Source organism: Flavobacterium lacus, assembly GCF_003268815.1.
In the GTDB taxonomy this organism is placed as follows: Bacteria; Bacteroidota; Bacteroidia; order Flavobacteriales; family Flavobacteriaceae; genus Flavobacterium; species Flavobacterium lacus.
Genome location: NZ_QLSV01000008.1, coordinates 134,283 through 150,007, shown reverse-complemented (window position 1 = coordinate 150,007; position 15,725 = coordinate 134,283). Strand labels below are relative to the sequence as shown.

General features: G+C 35.5%; 13 protein-coding genes. 8 read left to right on the top strand and 5 right to left on the bottom strand.

Going from position 1 to position 15,725, the window contains the following annotated elements:
* Positions 1-213 precede the first annotated feature (213 nt).
* The 4 genes from B0I10_RS09645 (at position 214) to B0I10_RS09630 (ending at position 4,674) form a co-directional block, all read left to right on the top strand.
* Positions 214-1,227 carry a helix-turn-helix domain-containing protein gene (locus B0I10_RS09645; protein WP_112086296.1) on the top strand — a complete coding sequence of 338 codons (1,014 nt, stop codon included), beginning with the start codon at positions 214-216 and terminating at the stop codon, positions 1,225-1,227.
* 212 nt (positions 1,228-1,439) lie between these two features.
* Positions 1,440-3,572: a catalase gene (locus tag B0I10_RS09640; protein ID WP_112086295.1), complete on the top strand. Its 2,133-nt coding sequence runs from the start codon at positions 1,440-1,442 to the stop codon at positions 3,570-3,572.
* Positions 3,573-3,616: 44 nt separating this feature from the next.
* On the top strand, positions 3,617-4,066 hold the full coding sequence (locus B0I10_RS09635; protein WP_112086294.1) for a DUF2383 domain-containing protein: 450 nt from the start codon (positions 3,617-3,619) through the stop codon (positions 4,064-4,066).
* A gap of 125 nt (positions 4,067-4,191) precedes the next feature.
* A complete protein-coding gene (locus tag B0I10_RS09630) occupies positions 4,192-4,674 on the top strand; it encodes a YciE/YciF ferroxidase family protein (RefSeq protein WP_112086293.1) in 483 nt (160 codons plus the stop codon).
* A gap of 126 nt (positions 4,675-4,800) precedes the next feature.
* On the opposite strand, the gene B0I10_RS09625 is transcribed toward B0I10_RS09630, so the two are convergent.
* Complete coding sequence (locus B0I10_RS09625; protein WP_112086292.1) at positions 4,801-5,286, bottom strand: DNA-deoxyinosine glycosylase; 486 nt, start codon at positions 5,284-5,286, stop codon at positions 4,801-4,803.
* Positions 5,287-5,609: 323 nt separating this feature from the next.
* Here B0I10_RS09625 and B0I10_RS09620 point away from each other — a divergent pair, with 323 nt between their 5' ends.
* A complete protein-coding gene (locus tag B0I10_RS09620) occupies positions 5,610-6,185 on the top strand; it encodes a hypothetical protein (protein ID WP_112086291.1) in 576 nt (191 codons plus the stop codon).
* 273 nt (positions 6,186-6,458) lie between these two features.
* Here B0I10_RS09620 and B0I10_RS09615 read toward each other — a convergent pair whose 3' ends face one another.
* The 3 genes from B0I10_RS09615 to B0I10_RS09605 form a co-directional block, all read right to left on the bottom strand.
* Positions 6,459-6,770 (bottom strand): HPF/RaiA family ribosome-associated protein, encoded by a 312-nt coding sequence (locus B0I10_RS09615; protein WP_112086290.1) that lies wholly within the window; start codon positions 6,768-6,770, stop codon positions 6,459-6,461.
* Positions 6,771-6,788: 18 nt separating this feature from the next.
* Positions 6,789-7,964, bottom strand: coding sequence for a baeRF3 domain-containing protein (locus B0I10_RS09610; protein WP_220086202.1), 1,176 nt, complete (start codon positions 7,962-7,964; stop codon positions 6,789-6,791).
* 238 nt (positions 7,965-8,202) lie between these two features.
* Positions 8,203-9,405, bottom strand: coding sequence for an NAD(P)/FAD-dependent oxidoreductase (locus B0I10_RS09605; RefSeq protein WP_112086289.1), 1,203 nt, complete (start codon positions 9,403-9,405; stop codon positions 8,203-8,205).
* Between the two features lie 357 nt (positions 9,406-9,762).
* On the opposite strand from B0I10_RS09605, the gene B0I10_RS09600 reads away from it, so the two are divergent.
* The 3 genes from B0I10_RS09600 (at position 9,763) to B0I10_RS09590 (ending at position 14,699) form a co-directional block, all read left to right on the top strand.
* On the top strand, positions 9,763-12,591 hold the full coding sequence (locus B0I10_RS09600) for a TonB-dependent receptor (protein WP_112086288.1): 2,829 nt from the start codon (positions 9,763-9,765) through the stop codon (positions 12,589-12,591).
* A 72-nt stretch (positions 12,592-12,663) separates the two neighbouring features.
* Positions 12,664-13,650, top strand: coding sequence for a metallophosphoesterase (locus B0I10_RS09595; protein WP_112086287.1), 987 nt, complete (start codon positions 12,664-12,666; stop codon positions 13,648-13,650).
* A 2-nt stretch (positions 13,651-13,652) separates the two neighbouring features.
* The gene (locus B0I10_RS09590) at positions 13,653-14,699 is read left to right on the top strand and encodes a phytase (RefSeq protein WP_112086286.1); all 1,047 of its coding nucleotides are present in this window, start codon (positions 13,653-13,655) and stop codon (positions 14,697-14,699) included.
* Between the two features lie 435 nt (positions 14,700-15,134).
* Here the strand turns inward: B0I10_RS09590 and B0I10_RS09585 are convergent, their stop codons facing one another.
* Positions 15,135-15,458 carry a DUF1508 domain-containing protein gene (locus tag B0I10_RS09585; RefSeq protein ID WP_112086285.1) on the bottom strand — a complete coding sequence of 108 codons (324 nt, stop codon included), beginning with the start codon at positions 15,456-15,458 and terminating at the stop codon, positions 15,135-15,137.
* Positions 15,459-15,725: the final 267 nt, after the last annotated feature.

Genomic DNA, 15,725 nt, shown 5'->3' with positions numbered 1-15,725 from the left:
TAAATAGTTCAAAAATATATGTAATTTTTTCAATTTTTGATGTTGCAACTTTGCTTTGAACAATTGTTACATTATATGTTTGTTTTTAGATAAGTAATTTGTGCAAACTACTTTAAAATCAGACCTGTATTTTTATCTTCTTTCAAAATTCGCACCATAGCATTTAGTTCTCACTAACAGTCAGACTCCTAAACAAAAAAAAGTAAGCACTTGATGAAAGCCAAAATAACCTCTACTCATCTCCCCACCATTTTCAAGCAACTGCAACATCAGTTGGGTGGTTCGTTGTTATTAAAAACAAAGGAATACATTTTACAAGTAAATAATGAATATGCTGAAGGAACTATTTCAGGAATTATGATAGAGCACGCTATTTGCTACATCGAATATAATATTATTTTTAAGGCGGATACAACGCTTCTCTTTAAAAATGAGCATTTCAACTGCATTCATTTCGGGTATTGTTCAAAGGGAGAATTGCTGCAGAATTTTAATAAAAAAAATAAAAAGGAAAGAGTAGGGCAATTTCAAACCGGTATTTTTTTGAACAAAAACAAAAAAAACACCTATTTTCACTTTAAAAAGGATAGAGTCAATAAGGTTTCCATTATTTCATTGGATGCTTCCAATGTGTCAGATATTGAGTTGTATAATCAACTCAAAAACAAATTTTTCAATTGTCCTGAGGTTCAGCAATATTCCTACATTGGTTCTTTCAATGTAAAAATTGCAAAAAAAATAGAAGAACTCCATGCCATCGAGCAAAATGGCTTAATTAGAAGTTTGATGATTAACAGCAACGTGTTTTTGATATTGGCCTTAGAAATTGAACAACACAAAGCTGATGAATTAAATGATGAAAGCCAATGTACTTCATTAACAAAATCGAACATGGAGGCGATTAAAGAAATTTCACATTTTATAAGAAAAAATCCAGAAATTAATTATACCCTAAAATACCTTAGCCGAAAATCCGGATTGGCTCCACTAAAACTTCAACAAGGATTTAAAGTTTTACACGACAGAACAGTTTCCGATTACATAAGAAATGTAAGGGTTGAAGTAGCTGAAAACTTAATTAGAACAACAGAACTCAATATTTCTGAAATTGTCTACAGTGTTGGATTGACCAGTAGAAGTTATTTTTCAAAAATCTTTAAAGAAAAGTACAACTGTAGTCCAAAGCACTATAAAAGTAATCAAAACGCAGTTAGCGTTACAGTTTAGAAATTGTTTTAAGTAAACCTCTAGGCGTTTGTAGCATACAGAAAAGAGCGTTTTTCTGTTGCTATTCCTATTTAATATAATTAAAAATTCTTTTGAGTTCATTATTAATTCTTTAGAGTCAATTTCATCTCTAAAATTATTGGAAATTGCCCTTAATACGTATTTTTTATACTGTACCATTATTATTTTTATAAACCATAATACAAAAGACTATGTCTGAAAAAAATAAGCCGGAAAATCAAAAAATAACCGATTTAAAAATGCATCATAAAGATGGCGACGGTAAAATATTAACCACCAACCAAGGTTTAAAAGTGAATGACACCAATAATTCACTCAAATCCGGCGAACGGGGTGCCACACTCTTAGAAGATTTTCTTCTGCGTGAAAAAATCACCAGTTTTGACCATGAACGCATTCCGGAACGCATTGTGCACGCGCGAGGTAGCGGTGCACATGGCGTGTTTGAACTTACTGCAAGCATTCCGCAATTTAGTAAAGCGGGGATCTTTAATGATTTGAAAAGAAAAACACCTGTTTTTGTCCGGTTTTCAACCGTTGCAGGTTCAAAAGGTTCAGCGGATTTGGCCCGAGATGTGCGGGGTTTTGCTGTAAAATTTTATACGGAAGAAGGAACTTGGGATTTGGTTGGAAACAATATGCCCATCTTTTTTATTCAAGATGCAATGAAATTTCCGGATATCATTCATGCGGTTAAACCGGAGCCAAATAGAGAAATTCCGCAAGCGGCGGCAGCTCATGATACTTTTTATGATTTTATTTCGCGGTCAACCGAAACACTTCACAACCATATTTGGGCCATGAGCGACAGGGCAATTCCGCGAAGTTTTCGAATGATGGAAGGTTTTGGGATTCATACTTTTCGTTTGATTAATGAGGAAGGTGAAGCCCATTTTGTGAAATTTCATTGGAAACCAATTTTGGGTGTGCACTCTGTAACTTGGGATGAGGCCGTAAAAATCAATGGAGCCGACCCCGATTTTCACCGACGTGATTTGTGGGATGCGATAGAATCCGGACAATTTCCGCAATGGGAATTTGGCGTTCAAATCGTGCCGCAAGCCGATGAGTTTAAATTTGAATTTGATTTATTGGATCCAACAAAATTAATTCCGGAAGAAATGGTTCCTGTTCAAATTATCGGAAAAATGACGTTAAACAGAAACCCTGAAAATTTCTTTGCCGAAACAGAACAAGTTGCTTTTTTACCGGGTCATATTGTGCCCGGCATTGATTTTACAAACGATCCTTTATTGCAAGGAAGGTTATTTTCATACCGAGATACGCAGCTTTCACGTTTGGGTGGACCTAATTTTAACCAAATTCCAATTAACCGCCCCATTGTTGAAACACACAATAATCAACGTGACGGTATGATGCAAACGGAAATTCCGAAAGGACAAACAGCTTATTTTCCAAATTCACTGGGTGGCGGTTGTCCTCATTTGTCAAAAATTTCGGAGGGAGCATTTCATTCGTATGAAGAAAAAATTGACGCTAAAAAAATAAGGGAACGCAGTGAAAGTTTTAATGATCATTTTTCGCAACCGGCATTATTTTATAGAAGTTTAGCAAAATGGGAACAACAACATGTTGCGGAAGCTTATACGTTTGAATTAGGAAAATGTGAGCATGAATACATCAAGGAGCGAATGCTTTGGTTGATTGCACAAATTGATACCGATTTGGCCGCTGAAGTAGCAGCGGGATTAGGTTTAAAAATCCCTGATGCAATTGAACAACCCGTAAATCAGGCTATTGGTGCTGATGCAGAGGTTGAAAGACAGCAACCGCCGGCCCAAAAGAATTATCTAAATCAATCGCCAAAATTGAGCCAAGCCAATACGAAATTTGATAGTATTGCAACCAGACAAATCGCTGTTTTGGTGGCAGATGGATTTTCGATGCAGCATTATAAAAGAATGGCCGATGCATTAGAAAAAGAGGGAGCAGTTCTGAAATTGATTGCACCCCATGGTGGAGTTGTTATCTGCGACGAAAATATGGAATATGCTGTAGATGCATCGATTACAACAACCGAAAGCGTCTTGTTTGATGCGGTATTTATCCCGGGTGGTAAGAAAGCAATTGATAAAATAAAACAAGAGGCTAAATTTTTGAAGTTCATTAATGAAGCTTTTAAACATTGCAAAGCCATTGCAGTGAATGAGGAAGGTGGAAGTATTCTAGATGAAACTTATGTAGCAAAACATAAAGATGACAAAGCAGTTTTAATTAATCAAAATCCAATTGAGTTTATAAAAGCAATTGCGAAACACCGAAATTGGGACAGAATTGAAGTGGCTAAAAATATACCGGTATAAGACTGCTGCACTCTACTTGGTTATTGAATTAAGTAAAAAAAATTATGACGGAAAAAGACAAAATACTTTGTGAAGAATTAAAAATGTTATTAGTATCACTCCAGGAAAACGAGAGGGGATTTATGATTGCGGCCATCCATTCGTCTAAGAGTGATATTAAATTATTTTTTCATCGGAAGTCGTTGGAAAGTAAAGAGTTTGTGTCAGAATTTATGGGAGAATTAGATTTTTTAAAGTATCCAAAAGATAACAATCACAGCATAAGTGCCTACGCTCGTGAGATATGGTTTGACTTTAATTGGTTTTTTTCGACTTGTGATGATGAAAAAATTTTACGCAAAATCATCGATGATCAACAAGAGATTATAAAGAAATATGATGCTTTATTAACATTGGTTCTTCGACCCTCTACACGGGTACTTCTGACATTGCAAAAAGAGTGTATTGAAAATGATTTGAACCATAATACGATTTTTTATTATTACTGTAAGTAAACAAATGAAGTATGAAGATCAACTGAAGTATAGGTTATTCCATTTGCGTTAAGAATTAAAGTTTTACGATTAATCCGCACTGTGATTTCGGACTACTTTTATCATATAAACAAAAAACATATACTATGAAGACGTTAAAAGATTTATTTGAACACCAATTAAAAGATTTGTTTAGTGCAGAAAGTCAGTTGTTGGTAGCCCTGCCAAAAATGGTTGAAAAAGCAAATGACAGCAAGTTAAAAAAAGCTTTTGAAGACCATTTAGAAGAAACCAAAGAACACCAAAAACGTTTGGAAGAAGTTTGTGCCAGCATGAGCATCTCTACCGACGGTGAAACTTGTAAAGCCATGAAAGGTTTGATTGCTGAGGCGGAAAGTTTTATGAAAGAAGCAGAAGATAAAAATTTGATGGATGCCGGCCTAATTGCTGAGGCGCAAAGAGTAGAACATTACGAAATTTCAGGCTACGGAACGGTTGTTAGATACGCAAAAGAGTTAGGTTATGATGATGTCGCTGCTAAACTGCAGAAAACGCTGGATGAAGAATATGGTGCTAATGAGAAGTTGAATAAGTTAGCAGAGAACAGACTCAACCGAGAAGCCATGTAAGATTTATTTTTTTGCTTCTGCTGCCTGTATTAATTGAGAAGCTCTATTACCTGCTTTTCTCAATTGTATGGGCAGTATTTTTTATAAAAAACGTACTATATAAATTGCTTCAATCGATACAACGTTTTATGATTTAAATGACACATTTTTCCACATCAGTAGTTTCTCGTCAAACGAAACTCCAGCATTTGCAGGACTAGTGGAAGGCAAAGTCATTAACTTATATTGATTTGAAATAGGAACATACTTTTTAAAATAGAGTGCCGCTTTTTTTCCGTTGAAAACTATTTTTTCAATTTTTGGGTGCGAAGTTAAAAAACAGGTAAAATCATTCGGAATTTCTTTTTCAATGGCACTGTCTAAACTACCTTCTCGCTCACAATTTTTCAGTACATCCCAAAGAGCAATGTTATGTTTTACTACTAGTTTTTTTCTAATTTCATAGTCGATTGAATAGGGCTCATTAAAAATTATAAACAATAATTTCCAAAAAGTATTACGAGGATGTCCATAGTATTGATCTAACCGTAATGAAGCAGTACCTGGCATAGTACCCAAAATTAGCACCTTTGACTCTTGATTGGAAATGGATGGAAAGGAGTGGATTTTCATAGTAGTAAATCTTAAATATTTTTAAAATTTAGTGTCAAATATAAAATTAAGTAAGTTGTAAATGACTCTATTTTTGTCAATATAGTATGTGTTTTGTTGTGAAAAAAATAATAGTGTATTTTTATTACAATTTGAGTACAATTCACCAATTAAGCACTGAAGCAAGATGTGTAGTGATTTATTTGTTATGGAAAATATTTAATAATTCCAATGTTAAGTTTTCATTTCATATAAAAACTTAACATTGCCTTTTAACACAAATGACTTAAATTTGTTTAACATGTAGTTATCAATAAGTTTACAATTAATTTACAAACAATATTATGGAAGAAAATAAATTACCCGAAGGAGCTTCTGCTGAAGTAAAAAAAACAACCAGTGAGAACAATCAAACGGAGGCTAAAAAAACAGTTACTCCACGCAGAACAGCGGCAAAACCATCTACAGCACGGCCTGCCGCAGCAAAAGTAACTGCTCCTAAATCGGCTGCACCAACACCTACTGCGGCCAAGCCGGCTACTCCTAAAGCGGAAGCGGCTAAGCCTGCAGCTGTGAAAGCGACAGCGAGTAAAACTGCTGCTCCAAAAACACTTGCAAAACCAACACCAAAAGTAGTAAGCAAAGTTGAAGAGAAAGAAGTAGAAACGCCAGAATCAATTAAGAATCAACTTAAAAAATATAAAAAGATGCGCGATAAAATGAAAGAGGAATTGAAAAAAGAAAAAGCTAAAAAAGCTAAAGCGAAAGAGAAAGCCAAAAAGGCAAAGGAAAAAGCGAAGGCAAAGGAAAAAGCTAAAAAGTCAAAGGAATTAGAGAAGGCCAAAGAAAAAGCTAAAAAAGCAAAAGAAAAGGCTAAGAAACAAAAAGCAAAAAAGTCTACTTCTAAAAAGAAAAAATAAAAGTTAGCACTTTATCAACTCACTTCTTTCTATCCATTTGGAGAGAAGTGAGTTTTTTTTATTTAGAAAAATTATGGTTTGAACAGTAATTTTTTAAACTAAAAACTCAATCCATCTTGCTTAAAATTTGTTTTTTACGGTGAAATAAAAGTTTTCATAAACAGCTTGATTACTTTTTAAAAAATGAATTTCAACAAAAAAATACCCCCAAAAGTTAAACACAATTGAGGGTGGATATATAGTGAGCTAATCTGTTTTAGATTGAACTATTTGTTAGTTTTTTAACTTATCAAAGATTGTGTCTAATTTGTTTTTTAGTTTTCCACTGGCAATTTTGGAGGCTTCATCAAAGGAGCTCGCTTGTGAAGTAACTGCAATGGGCGACACACCGGCAATTCTTGCTTCCAACATACAGCGTTTGTCATTTTGTCCCTCTTTGTGACTGTTTTCATCAGAAAGATGAACTTCTAATCGCGTTATCTTTTCTGTAAATCGGCTTAAATTACTGTTGAATAAATCGTCTAATCGTTCAACAATTCGTTGGTCTTCCTCTCCAATGTTGGAAATGTTATATTGTATTTGCATGTTTTTTTAATTTATAAATTAATATCTAAGGATAGCAGCGAAACCATTTTCTGTTGGCATTTGATCTGACGGAATCACGTAAATAGTTCCTCCCATTTTTGTAACTAATTCGCTCATGTCGTCTAGCAAATCATCTACTCTGGGGTTGTTGATATCTTTGTTTTGGGTATTTCCGGTTTCCAGGTTGGTGATTCGTTTGGCAATAATTCGGTCGGCTTCAATAAGCAATGTGTCAATTCGTCCTTCTACAGCCGCGACCGATACTGTTTTCAAATCATCGCTCCCTTTGTCTGTGGCTCGAGCTTGGTTGTATTTGTCAACCTGTTGCTCAATCTTTGCTATATATTCCGGTTCCATGATTTCCCATGCTTTGTTTTTTAACTCTTCTACTGAAATGGCTGATGGGTTATGTTTGATGCCTTTGTGTAAAAGATGGGCATTTTTATTCACTTTGTGAAACACACTATGGTGTTCCGAAAGAGCCACTAAAATTAATGGCCAGCCGGTTGGTTTGGAGTATTTTTCATAAACTTCTTGTGCTACAATTCTAAAAAAGCGTTCAACATCATTATCTATTTCTTCTTTTTTGCCACCGTGTCCGTGACGCATGTTTACGCTGTGTCCGCTTGTACCTCCATACGAGGCTACAGTGGTATGTTTGTCGGTTAGTTCTTCTCCTAAAGCGTCTTCCATTGTTTGAGGGATGGAGGAATCTAAATCGATTTCAGTGAAATAGTGATGACTTCCTTCGTATAATCTCACACTATTCATCGTAACTCCTACTACATGAAAATGGTCCATTGTTTGCGTATACTGACGTAATGGCTTAGTGTGAAAACTATCGGCTACAATGGCTAATTCTTCCGGGGGTGTTTGTAATCCAATCACTTCAAAAAAATCACCGGCGCTAAAAATCGCCAAACCTTTTGCCGTATGCCTCCAAAAGGAACTGTCGTTTTTAAGTTGTTCAAGTGGAGCTAAATAATTTTTAATGGTTGCATTATCATACTTTATGGCTAATGATTCTTCCAATTCTTTCATTAAATTTTGAAACCGAATGGGGTCTTGTGCATTTTCCGGGTGATGTTGATGCGTGGTCATATACAATGATAAGCACGGCGTCTCTTGTGGAGATAGAAGTTTTTGAATTATTTCATGGGATACTTTCTGAATGGGCATGGCTGTTTCTTTCATGTGCTTTACTTTTATATTAATCAGGTTTCATTTAATAAGTAGAAACCTATCCTATAAAGTTAGTGCTATAAAAACCGTTGCAGTTATATAATTTAATTTAAGTATTGTATAATTCCAATCTTTTTGAAAGCAAAAAGCTTTTACGTTTCTTTGTATGATTGGTGTTGTAAAAAATAATAAAGGAGTAAGAGAAAGCTGCGTTTTGTGAAGTGTTGACTGCATTTAAAATAATTCGAAATTATCTCCCAAATCGATAATATTCCGCCAACTCATGTTCTTTTCCATGCAGGAAATTTACCATCATCTCCATTCCTTGGACCGAAAAAGTAATGCCGTTGCCACCAAAACCCAACACAAAAAGTGTGTTTTCATATTCGGGACTTTTCCCGATGTACGGAAGACCATCTTTTGTACTGCCAAACGTTCCTGCCCAGCTAAAGTCCTCTGTAAATTCGATTTCAGGCATTAACGCCAAGAGTTTTGCTTTTAATTTATCTGCTTTTCGCTCTTTAATTTTTTGCTGAAAGAACTGAAAATTAAAATTAGAATCTTCTCCACCAATTAAAAAACGACCATCATCGGTGCTTCGCATGTAAAGGTAAGGGTCATCGGTTGTCCAGATTAAGGTGTTTTGTACATTCTTATTCAATTTTACACCTTGTTCACTTACTGTCGCATACGTATAAAATAAATCGGCGATTTTTTCTTTGAGCAGTTCGGTGCTTTCAAAACCGGTACAACATATTATTTTCTTCGCTTCAATCACGTGCTCATTTTTTAGAATCACTTTGGGTCGAAAATCCGTTGTATCTATCTTATCAATAGCTGTTTGATCATACACTTTCATGCCTCTTTTTACATTGAATTGAATGAGTTCATGAGCCAATTGATACGCATCGACACTTGCCGCTACATCCGATAGAATGCCGCCACAAGCAATGATTCCGTATTTTTTCTCAATTGTTTTGGCATCTAACCATTTGACACCTAATTGATGTTTGCTGCGAATGTCAAATTCTTTTTTCAGCCAAGCTGCCGCTTTGTTATTATGAGCCACGTATAAACTCTTTTGCATTTTAAATCCGCACTTGATTTTGGTTTTTTTAACCAAGGTTTGTAAATTTATGATCGCCTCAATTCCGGCTTTATAGCACTTCACCGCACCTTCTTCGCCAATCATTTCGGCTAATTCATACAAGGGAACATCCACTTCGTATTGCAGCATACTGGTAGTAGCACTGCTACTTCCCATGGCAATGTCTCTTTTGTCAATCAACATTACTTCGTGTCCTGCTTCCATCAAGGCGTGGCTAATCAATGCTCCGGTTATTCCACCGCCAATCACCAATAATTCAGTTTCAAGGTTTTCTTGCAGCGAAGGATAACTGTATAGAATACCATTTTTTACTAACCAAAATGATTCGAATGTTCGTATACGCATGGTGATTTCTTGTTTTGTACTTACTTATTTTTGCAAAGACAAGCATTCTAGTTTGGTAGCTTATCTTGTTTTACAAATGTAGCAATAAGACCGCACGTTTCAATTAAATAAGCTAGCGAGGAGGTGCGTATTTTGTAAATTGTCAATGTTAGCTTATTCTATATTCAAGTTTAATAAATGGTTACTTACTTTTTAGTTTTTACAATCAAATATTCTTAATTTACTGTTAATGATTAACATTTCATTAATAAAATAAATTTAAAATTAACATTAAACATCGATAAGATAATTTTTGGATAACCTCGGGTCTTTTCATAAATAGTAGTATTGCAAGCTATAACCAACACTACAACTATGATGAAAAAATTATTTTTATTTGTACTAATTTTCGTTTCCCATTACGTTTCAAAAGCACAAGAAACAGCTGTTATTACGGGAAAGATAACAGAAACTGAGGGAAACTTTTCACTTCCGGGAGCAACAATTAAATTAAACGTTGGAAATAGATACACTATTTCTAATCAAAATGGTAATTATGAATTTTTGAATGTTCCAGAGGGCACTTATCAAATTGAAGTGACCTACATCGGCTATCAAAAACAATCGCTAGAAGTAAACGTGGTCGCCGGTAAAAACAACACAGTTAATTTTGTTTTGATTCCAGGTTCAGAGGAACTTTCTGAAGTTGTTGTTTTAGGTGACCGTTTGCGTGGGCAAGCCAAAGCAATTAACAAACAAAAAAGTAATCAAAACATTACCAATGTAATTTCTTCCGACCAAGTGGGTCGTTTTCCGGATGCCAATATTGGTGACGCCTTAAAACGCGTTCCCGGTATCACAATGCAAAATGACCAAGGTGAAGCCAGAAACATCATCATTCGTGGTTTAGCACCAAGTTTAAATTCGGTCACATTAAACGGAGATAGAATTCCTTCTGCCGAAGGAGATAACCGCAATGTGCAAATGGATTTAATTCCGGCAGATATGATTTCGACCATCGAAGTGAATAAAACGCTTACTTCCGATATGGATGCTGATGCTATTGGAGGATCGGTTAATTTAATTACACGTGCCACGCCAAACGGAGAACGTGTGTCTGCTACATTAGCCGGTGGATACGGACCAATTCGTGAAAAAGGCAATTATACTGCCGGGTTTGTCTATGGAAATCGTTTTTTTCAAAATAAACTAGGTATGGTATTCAGTGCGTCTTATAATAACAACGACTTTGGTTCAGACAACGTGGAAGCAGTTTGGGTAAAAGGAGAAAAAGATCAAGTTTATATTGAAGAATATGACATCAGAAAATACGATGTGCGACGCATTAGAAACTCATTTGCATTAGCAACAGACTATAAGTTTAACGAAAATAATAGTATTTATATTAATGCTATTTATAATTTTAGAGATGACTTAGAAAATCGTTACCGTGCCCGTTACCGTGGTATTGACCCGATTTATAATGCCAATGATGATATTATTGGTTTTGAAGGCGATGTGCGAAGACAAACTAAAGGAGGTATTGATGATGGTAAGAACAAGAATAGACGTTTGGAAAGACAAACCGTTCAAAACTACTCTATAGGAGGAGAACATTTGTTAACTTCAAAATTAGCGATGGATTGGTCTGTTAATTATGCTCAAGCAAGTGAAGATCGACCAAACGAGCGGTATATTGAGTATCAAAACCGGGGCTTAGAAATGAATATGGATTTGAATGACCCGAGGTTTCCATTGATTACTGCTGTGGGCGACAATGCAGCTCAAGATTTTGAATTTAGAGAATTGTCTCAAAATCAAGATTACACCGAAGAAAGTGAGTTGGGAGCTAAATTAAATTTCAGAATTCCTTTTTCTGCCATTGCAGACCAAAAGGGAAGATTACGATTTGGAGCTCGTTTGAGAATTAAAGATAAAAACCGAGATAATATTTGGTTTGAATACAGTCCTATTTCAGCATTTGGAAATTTAAATACATTACCTACTTCATTTTATAGTGGAGAAAATTGGCAAGCGGGTTCTCAATATGTTCCAGGTACGTTTGTAAGTAATTCTTTCTTGGGTGGTTTAAATTTAAATAACACTGCTTTGTTTGAAAGCGAAGCGGTTCCTTCTGAATATTTAGCATCTAATTATGAAGCCAAGGAAAATATTTATGCAGGATATGTCCGTTGGGATCAGGATTTTAATGAGCGATTGTCGATGATTGCCGGTTTACGTGTTGAGAATACGTACATCGACTACACGGCTAATTATATTTTAGACGAAGAGGATTTGGTTGGACAAATTAATAACACCAATTCCTATACCAACGTGTTACCAAGTATTGCTTTTAAATATAACGGCAATCAAGATTGGGTTTACAGAGCGGCTTTTACCACTTCAATAGCACGTCCGGATTATTTTGCTTTATCACCCTTTATAAGTGTAGTTCCTGATGATGATTCTGCCATTGATGCCGGTAATCCAAATTTAAAAGCCACCTATGCGTATAACTTTGACTTAATGGTTGAAAAATATTATAAATCCGTTGGTTTATTATCGGGTGGTGTTTTTTATAAAAACTTGAATGATTTTATTTATACCTTCCGTGATAATCAATATACAAATAGTAAATTTGCTACTGATTTTCCCGGACAAATTAATCCAATACCTTCGGAAAATCCGGGTAACTGGTCGTTGACACAACAACGCAACGGAGATGTAGTGAGTGTATATGGTTTTGAAGTTGCTTTTCAACGTCAGTTGGATTTTTTACCGGGTAAATTTTTCAAAGGATTAGGTGTTTACTTAAATTATACCTTTACAGAATCTGAGGCAAAAGGAATCACCAATTCCGATGGGGAAGTGAGAACAAATGTAAGTTTGCCGGGTACTGCTCAACACATGTTTAATAGTTCATTGTCATGGGAAAACAATAAATTTTCAGCTCGTATTTCATTAAATTATGCGTCTGATTATTTAGACGAATTAGGAGGTGAAGCTTTTGACGATAGATTTTATGACAAGCAGTTGTTTTTAGATGCCAATGCGTCGTATAAAATTACAACGCGATTACGAATTTTTGCTGAAGCCAATAATTTAACCAATCAGCCGTTACGTTATTACCAAGGTGTTTCATCAAGAACGATGCAAATGGAATATTATCAAGCCCGTTACACCATGGGTTTGAAGTTTGATTTATAAGTTTAGGTTAATTGTTCTATAAATGTTTGACAGGGTGAAAAAACCCTGTCGACATTTTTTTAATTTATAAAAATGAAGAAAATAAACATTATTTTACTGTTCGTTTTGGTCTGGCAATTTGCCACTGGTCAAAAATATTTAGCCGAAGAAAAATCAGGATACAAAGGCGGATTTATTCCTGAATTACAATTAGTAGATGACAGTGAGAATTTTTTAGTTATTGGCGATTTTGGCCGGCACGGTGATTATTATCAGAAAGATGTTGCCACACAAATGACCAAAGCTGCTGCTACCATTGATTCGGATTTTGTAATTTCCGTTGGGGATAATTTTTATCCAAATGGGGTGCAAAGCACAGCAGATTTGCAATGGAAAGCTTCCTTTGAGGATATTTATTCCAGTCATCAGTTGCACAAAGATTGGTATGTGACTTTGGGAAACCATGATTACAATGGAAATATTCAAGCTCAATTGGATTATTCGAAAATAAGTCGACGTTGGCAGTTACCGAGTTTATATTACAAAAAAACGATTGAATTAAAAGGCGGAAATAAATTATTGATGGTTTTTATTGATACTAATCCGTTTATTGACAGTTATCATTCCAAAGGCGAACAGATGGAAGAAAATGTGAAAAAGCAAGATACCATCGCACAAAAAAAATGGCTCATTGAAACGTTAAATACAAATGATAAAAGCATCAAATGGAAAATTGTCATTGGTCATCATCCACTGTATTCCGGAGGAAAAAGAAAGAACAGCATCGATACCAAAAATATGGAAGATAAATTTGCTTCGCTTTTTGATCAATACAAAGTAGATGCTTATTTATGTGGTCATGAACATGATTTGCAGGTTATCAAACCCAAAAATCGATATACGACACAATTTTTATCCGGTGCCGGTTGCGAGGTACGTCCAACCGGAAATCGAGAAGGAACGTTGTTTGCCATTTCCGAACCCGGATTTATGACTTTTTCTGTTACTGAAACCAAGATGATGGTGCAACTCGTCAATGCTTTTGGCAAAGTAGTTTACACCACTGAATTAACAAAATAGAAATGAAAAAATTAACCTTACTGTCACTACTGTTTTTAATCTCTTGTGGTGATAAATTAGCCCCTGTTAGAAAAGATGCCATTAAACCAGCGGTTATTACGCAGCCTTTGCCGCACGATACAGATGACCCTGCTATTTGGATCCATCCGGAAGATGCAACCAAAAGTTTAGTTATCGGCACCGATAAAGACACGGATGGTGGTTTATATGTGTTTGATTTGGAAGGTAAAATCATCAAAAAATCGGAAGTTTTAAAACGACCAAACAATGTTGATGTCGCGTATGCTTTATCAATCGGTGGTAAAAAAGTGGATATAGCTGTCACGACCGAAAGGGAAACTAATAAAATCAGAATTTTTTCTCTGCCAGATTTAAAGCCTATTGACAACGGTGGAATAGAAGTTTTTGTAGGTGAAACAGCACGCGATCCGATGGGAATTTCGCTCTATACCCGAGCGTCAGACGGAGCTATTTTTGCTATTGTGGGAAGAAAATTCGGTCCCTCGCGAACGTACCTTTGGCAATACCAATTATCCGATTCCGGCGATGGAACTGTTGCGGCCAAATTAGTTAGAAAGTTTGGTAATTTTAGTGGCAAAAAAGAAATCGAGGCCATCGCGGTAGACAACGAATTGGGTTATGTTTACTGTTCTGATGAGCAGTTTGGCGTTCGTAAATACTATGCCGATCCTGCTAAAAATGACAACACCGAATTGGCTGTATTTGGTCAAAACGATTTTAAATCTGATCAAGAAGGAATCGCTATTTACAAAACAACAGCTACAACGGGTTACATTTTAGTTTCGAATCAACAAGCTAACACATTTATTGTGTATGCTCGAGAGGGAACAAACGGAAACCCGAATGAACATAAAATGATAGCCGAAATTCCAACTTCTACGATTGAGTGTGATGGAGCGGAAGCCACAAATATCAATTTAGGCAGCAAGTTCCCCAATGGAATGTTTGTAGCGATGAGCAACGGCATGACTTTTCATTTTTATAAGTGGGATGATATGCAAGCGTTGATTGATTTGCAGAAAAAATAAGGTTTAGGGTTAAGGGTCAGTGCCGCTAAAATGCTGCCAATCCTAGGCTTTTTTTGTTGTTAAACCATTGTTTATTATTAATTGAACAATTCTCATAAATCGTATACAGTAGAAGGTATTAGTATTTTTTCGTGACATTTGACGTATTTGATTTGATATAATTGTTTTTTTTCTTAATTTTTTATACCATTGAGCAATTAAGGGAATTGTTTTTTTTTATTAAGGTTTATGGTGTAAATAATTTTAGACTTCAATGTAGCTTAATTCTTAGATAGTTTAAAACACAATCTATTTTATGAACTTCATTACATTAATAAGATTAGGTTTTTTAGTTTACATAATTTCATATTGGTAATAAATAAGGTAAAGTTACCCAACCAAAACTTAACCTCCATCAAAACCACTATTTTACGGATTCCCGCAATCCATTAAAATTTATTTTATTTTTGCTTTTTCAACGTGTTTTCTAATTTGGTTAATGGCTTTTTCGCAACCTTCGGGATGGCTGTACATTTCGCTTACGCCGATCACTTTTTCACTTCCCATGGAGCGAAGGATGAAAAAATGGTCTTTACCGGGCGAAATCCGTTGTTCATAATTTTCCTGATAGACGCCATTCATTCGTGCGGAAAGGATTTCGCCTAAGCAACTTTGTTTAAAATCAAGTTTGTTGCCTGTGAGCAAAATACTTCCTTCCGGAGCAATGAGTTGATAAAACCATGTTCCTGTTTCCGTTTCTTGAATTACAAATTGTGGCATTTGTTGGGGTTTTGGGTTAAATTTCCTCAAAAATAGAACAGTTAAAAGTGACTATTTTACGGGAATCCGTAATTGGGGGTTTTTTTTGTAGGTTGTAGGTTGTAGGTTGTGGGTTGTAGGTTGTGGGTTGGCGTCGCTGATAATTAGCGTTTTCAGTTCATAATTTTTAACCTTAAAGATAATAATTAACTATTTCTATGTTTTCCGTGCTTTCTGTGAGAACAGGAAAAGTCGCAGTTGTCGGTCACAGTTCAGTTGAGAAAAGTT

Coding starts and splice junctions, on each gene's coding strand:
- B0I10_RS09635 (WP_112086294.1), top strand. CDS start 3,617: ATGACGGAAAAAGACAAAATACTTTGTGAAGAATTAAAAATGTTATTA.
- B0I10_RS09645 (WP_112086296.1), top strand. CDS start 214: ATGAAAGCCAAAATAACCTCTACTCATCTCCCCACCATTTTCAAGCAA.
- B0I10_RS09585 (WP_112086285.1), bottom strand. CDS start 15,458: ATGCCACAATTTGTAATTCAAGAAACGGAAACAGGAACATGGTTTTAT.
- B0I10_RS09605 (WP_112086289.1), bottom strand. CDS start 9,405: ATGCGTATACGAACATTCGAATCATTTTGGTTAGTAAAAAATGGTATT.
- B0I10_RS09620 (WP_112086291.1), top strand. CDS start 5,610: ATGGAAGAAAATAAATTACCCGAAGGAGCTTCTGCTGAAGTAAAAAAA.
- B0I10_RS09625 (WP_112086292.1), bottom strand. CDS start 5,286: ATGAAAATCCACTCCTTTCCATCCATTTCCAATCAAGAGTCAAAGGTG.
- B0I10_RS09640 (WP_112086295.1), top strand. CDS start 1,440: ATGTCTGAAAAAAATAAGCCGGAAAATCAAAAAATAACCGATTTAAAA.
- B0I10_RS09610 (WP_220086202.1), bottom strand. CDS start 7,964: ATGAAAGAAACAGCCATGCCCATTCAGAAAGTATCCCATGAAATAATT.
- B0I10_RS09615 (WP_112086290.1), bottom strand. CDS start 6,770: ATGCAAATACAATATAACATTTCCAACATTGGAGAGGAAGACCAACGA.
- B0I10_RS09595 (WP_112086287.1), top strand. CDS start 12,664: ATGAAGAAAATAAACATTATTTTACTGTTCGTTTTGGTCTGGCAATTT.
- B0I10_RS09590 (WP_112086286.1), top strand. CDS start 13,653: ATGAAAAAATTAACCTTACTGTCACTACTGTTTTTAATCTCTTGTGGT.
- B0I10_RS09600 (WP_112086288.1), top strand. CDS start 9,763: ATGAAAAAATTATTTTTATTTGTACTAATTTTCGTTTCCCATTACGTT.
- B0I10_RS09630 (WP_112086293.1), top strand. CDS start 4,192: ATGAAGACGTTAAAAGATTTATTTGAACACCAATTAAAAGATTTGTTT.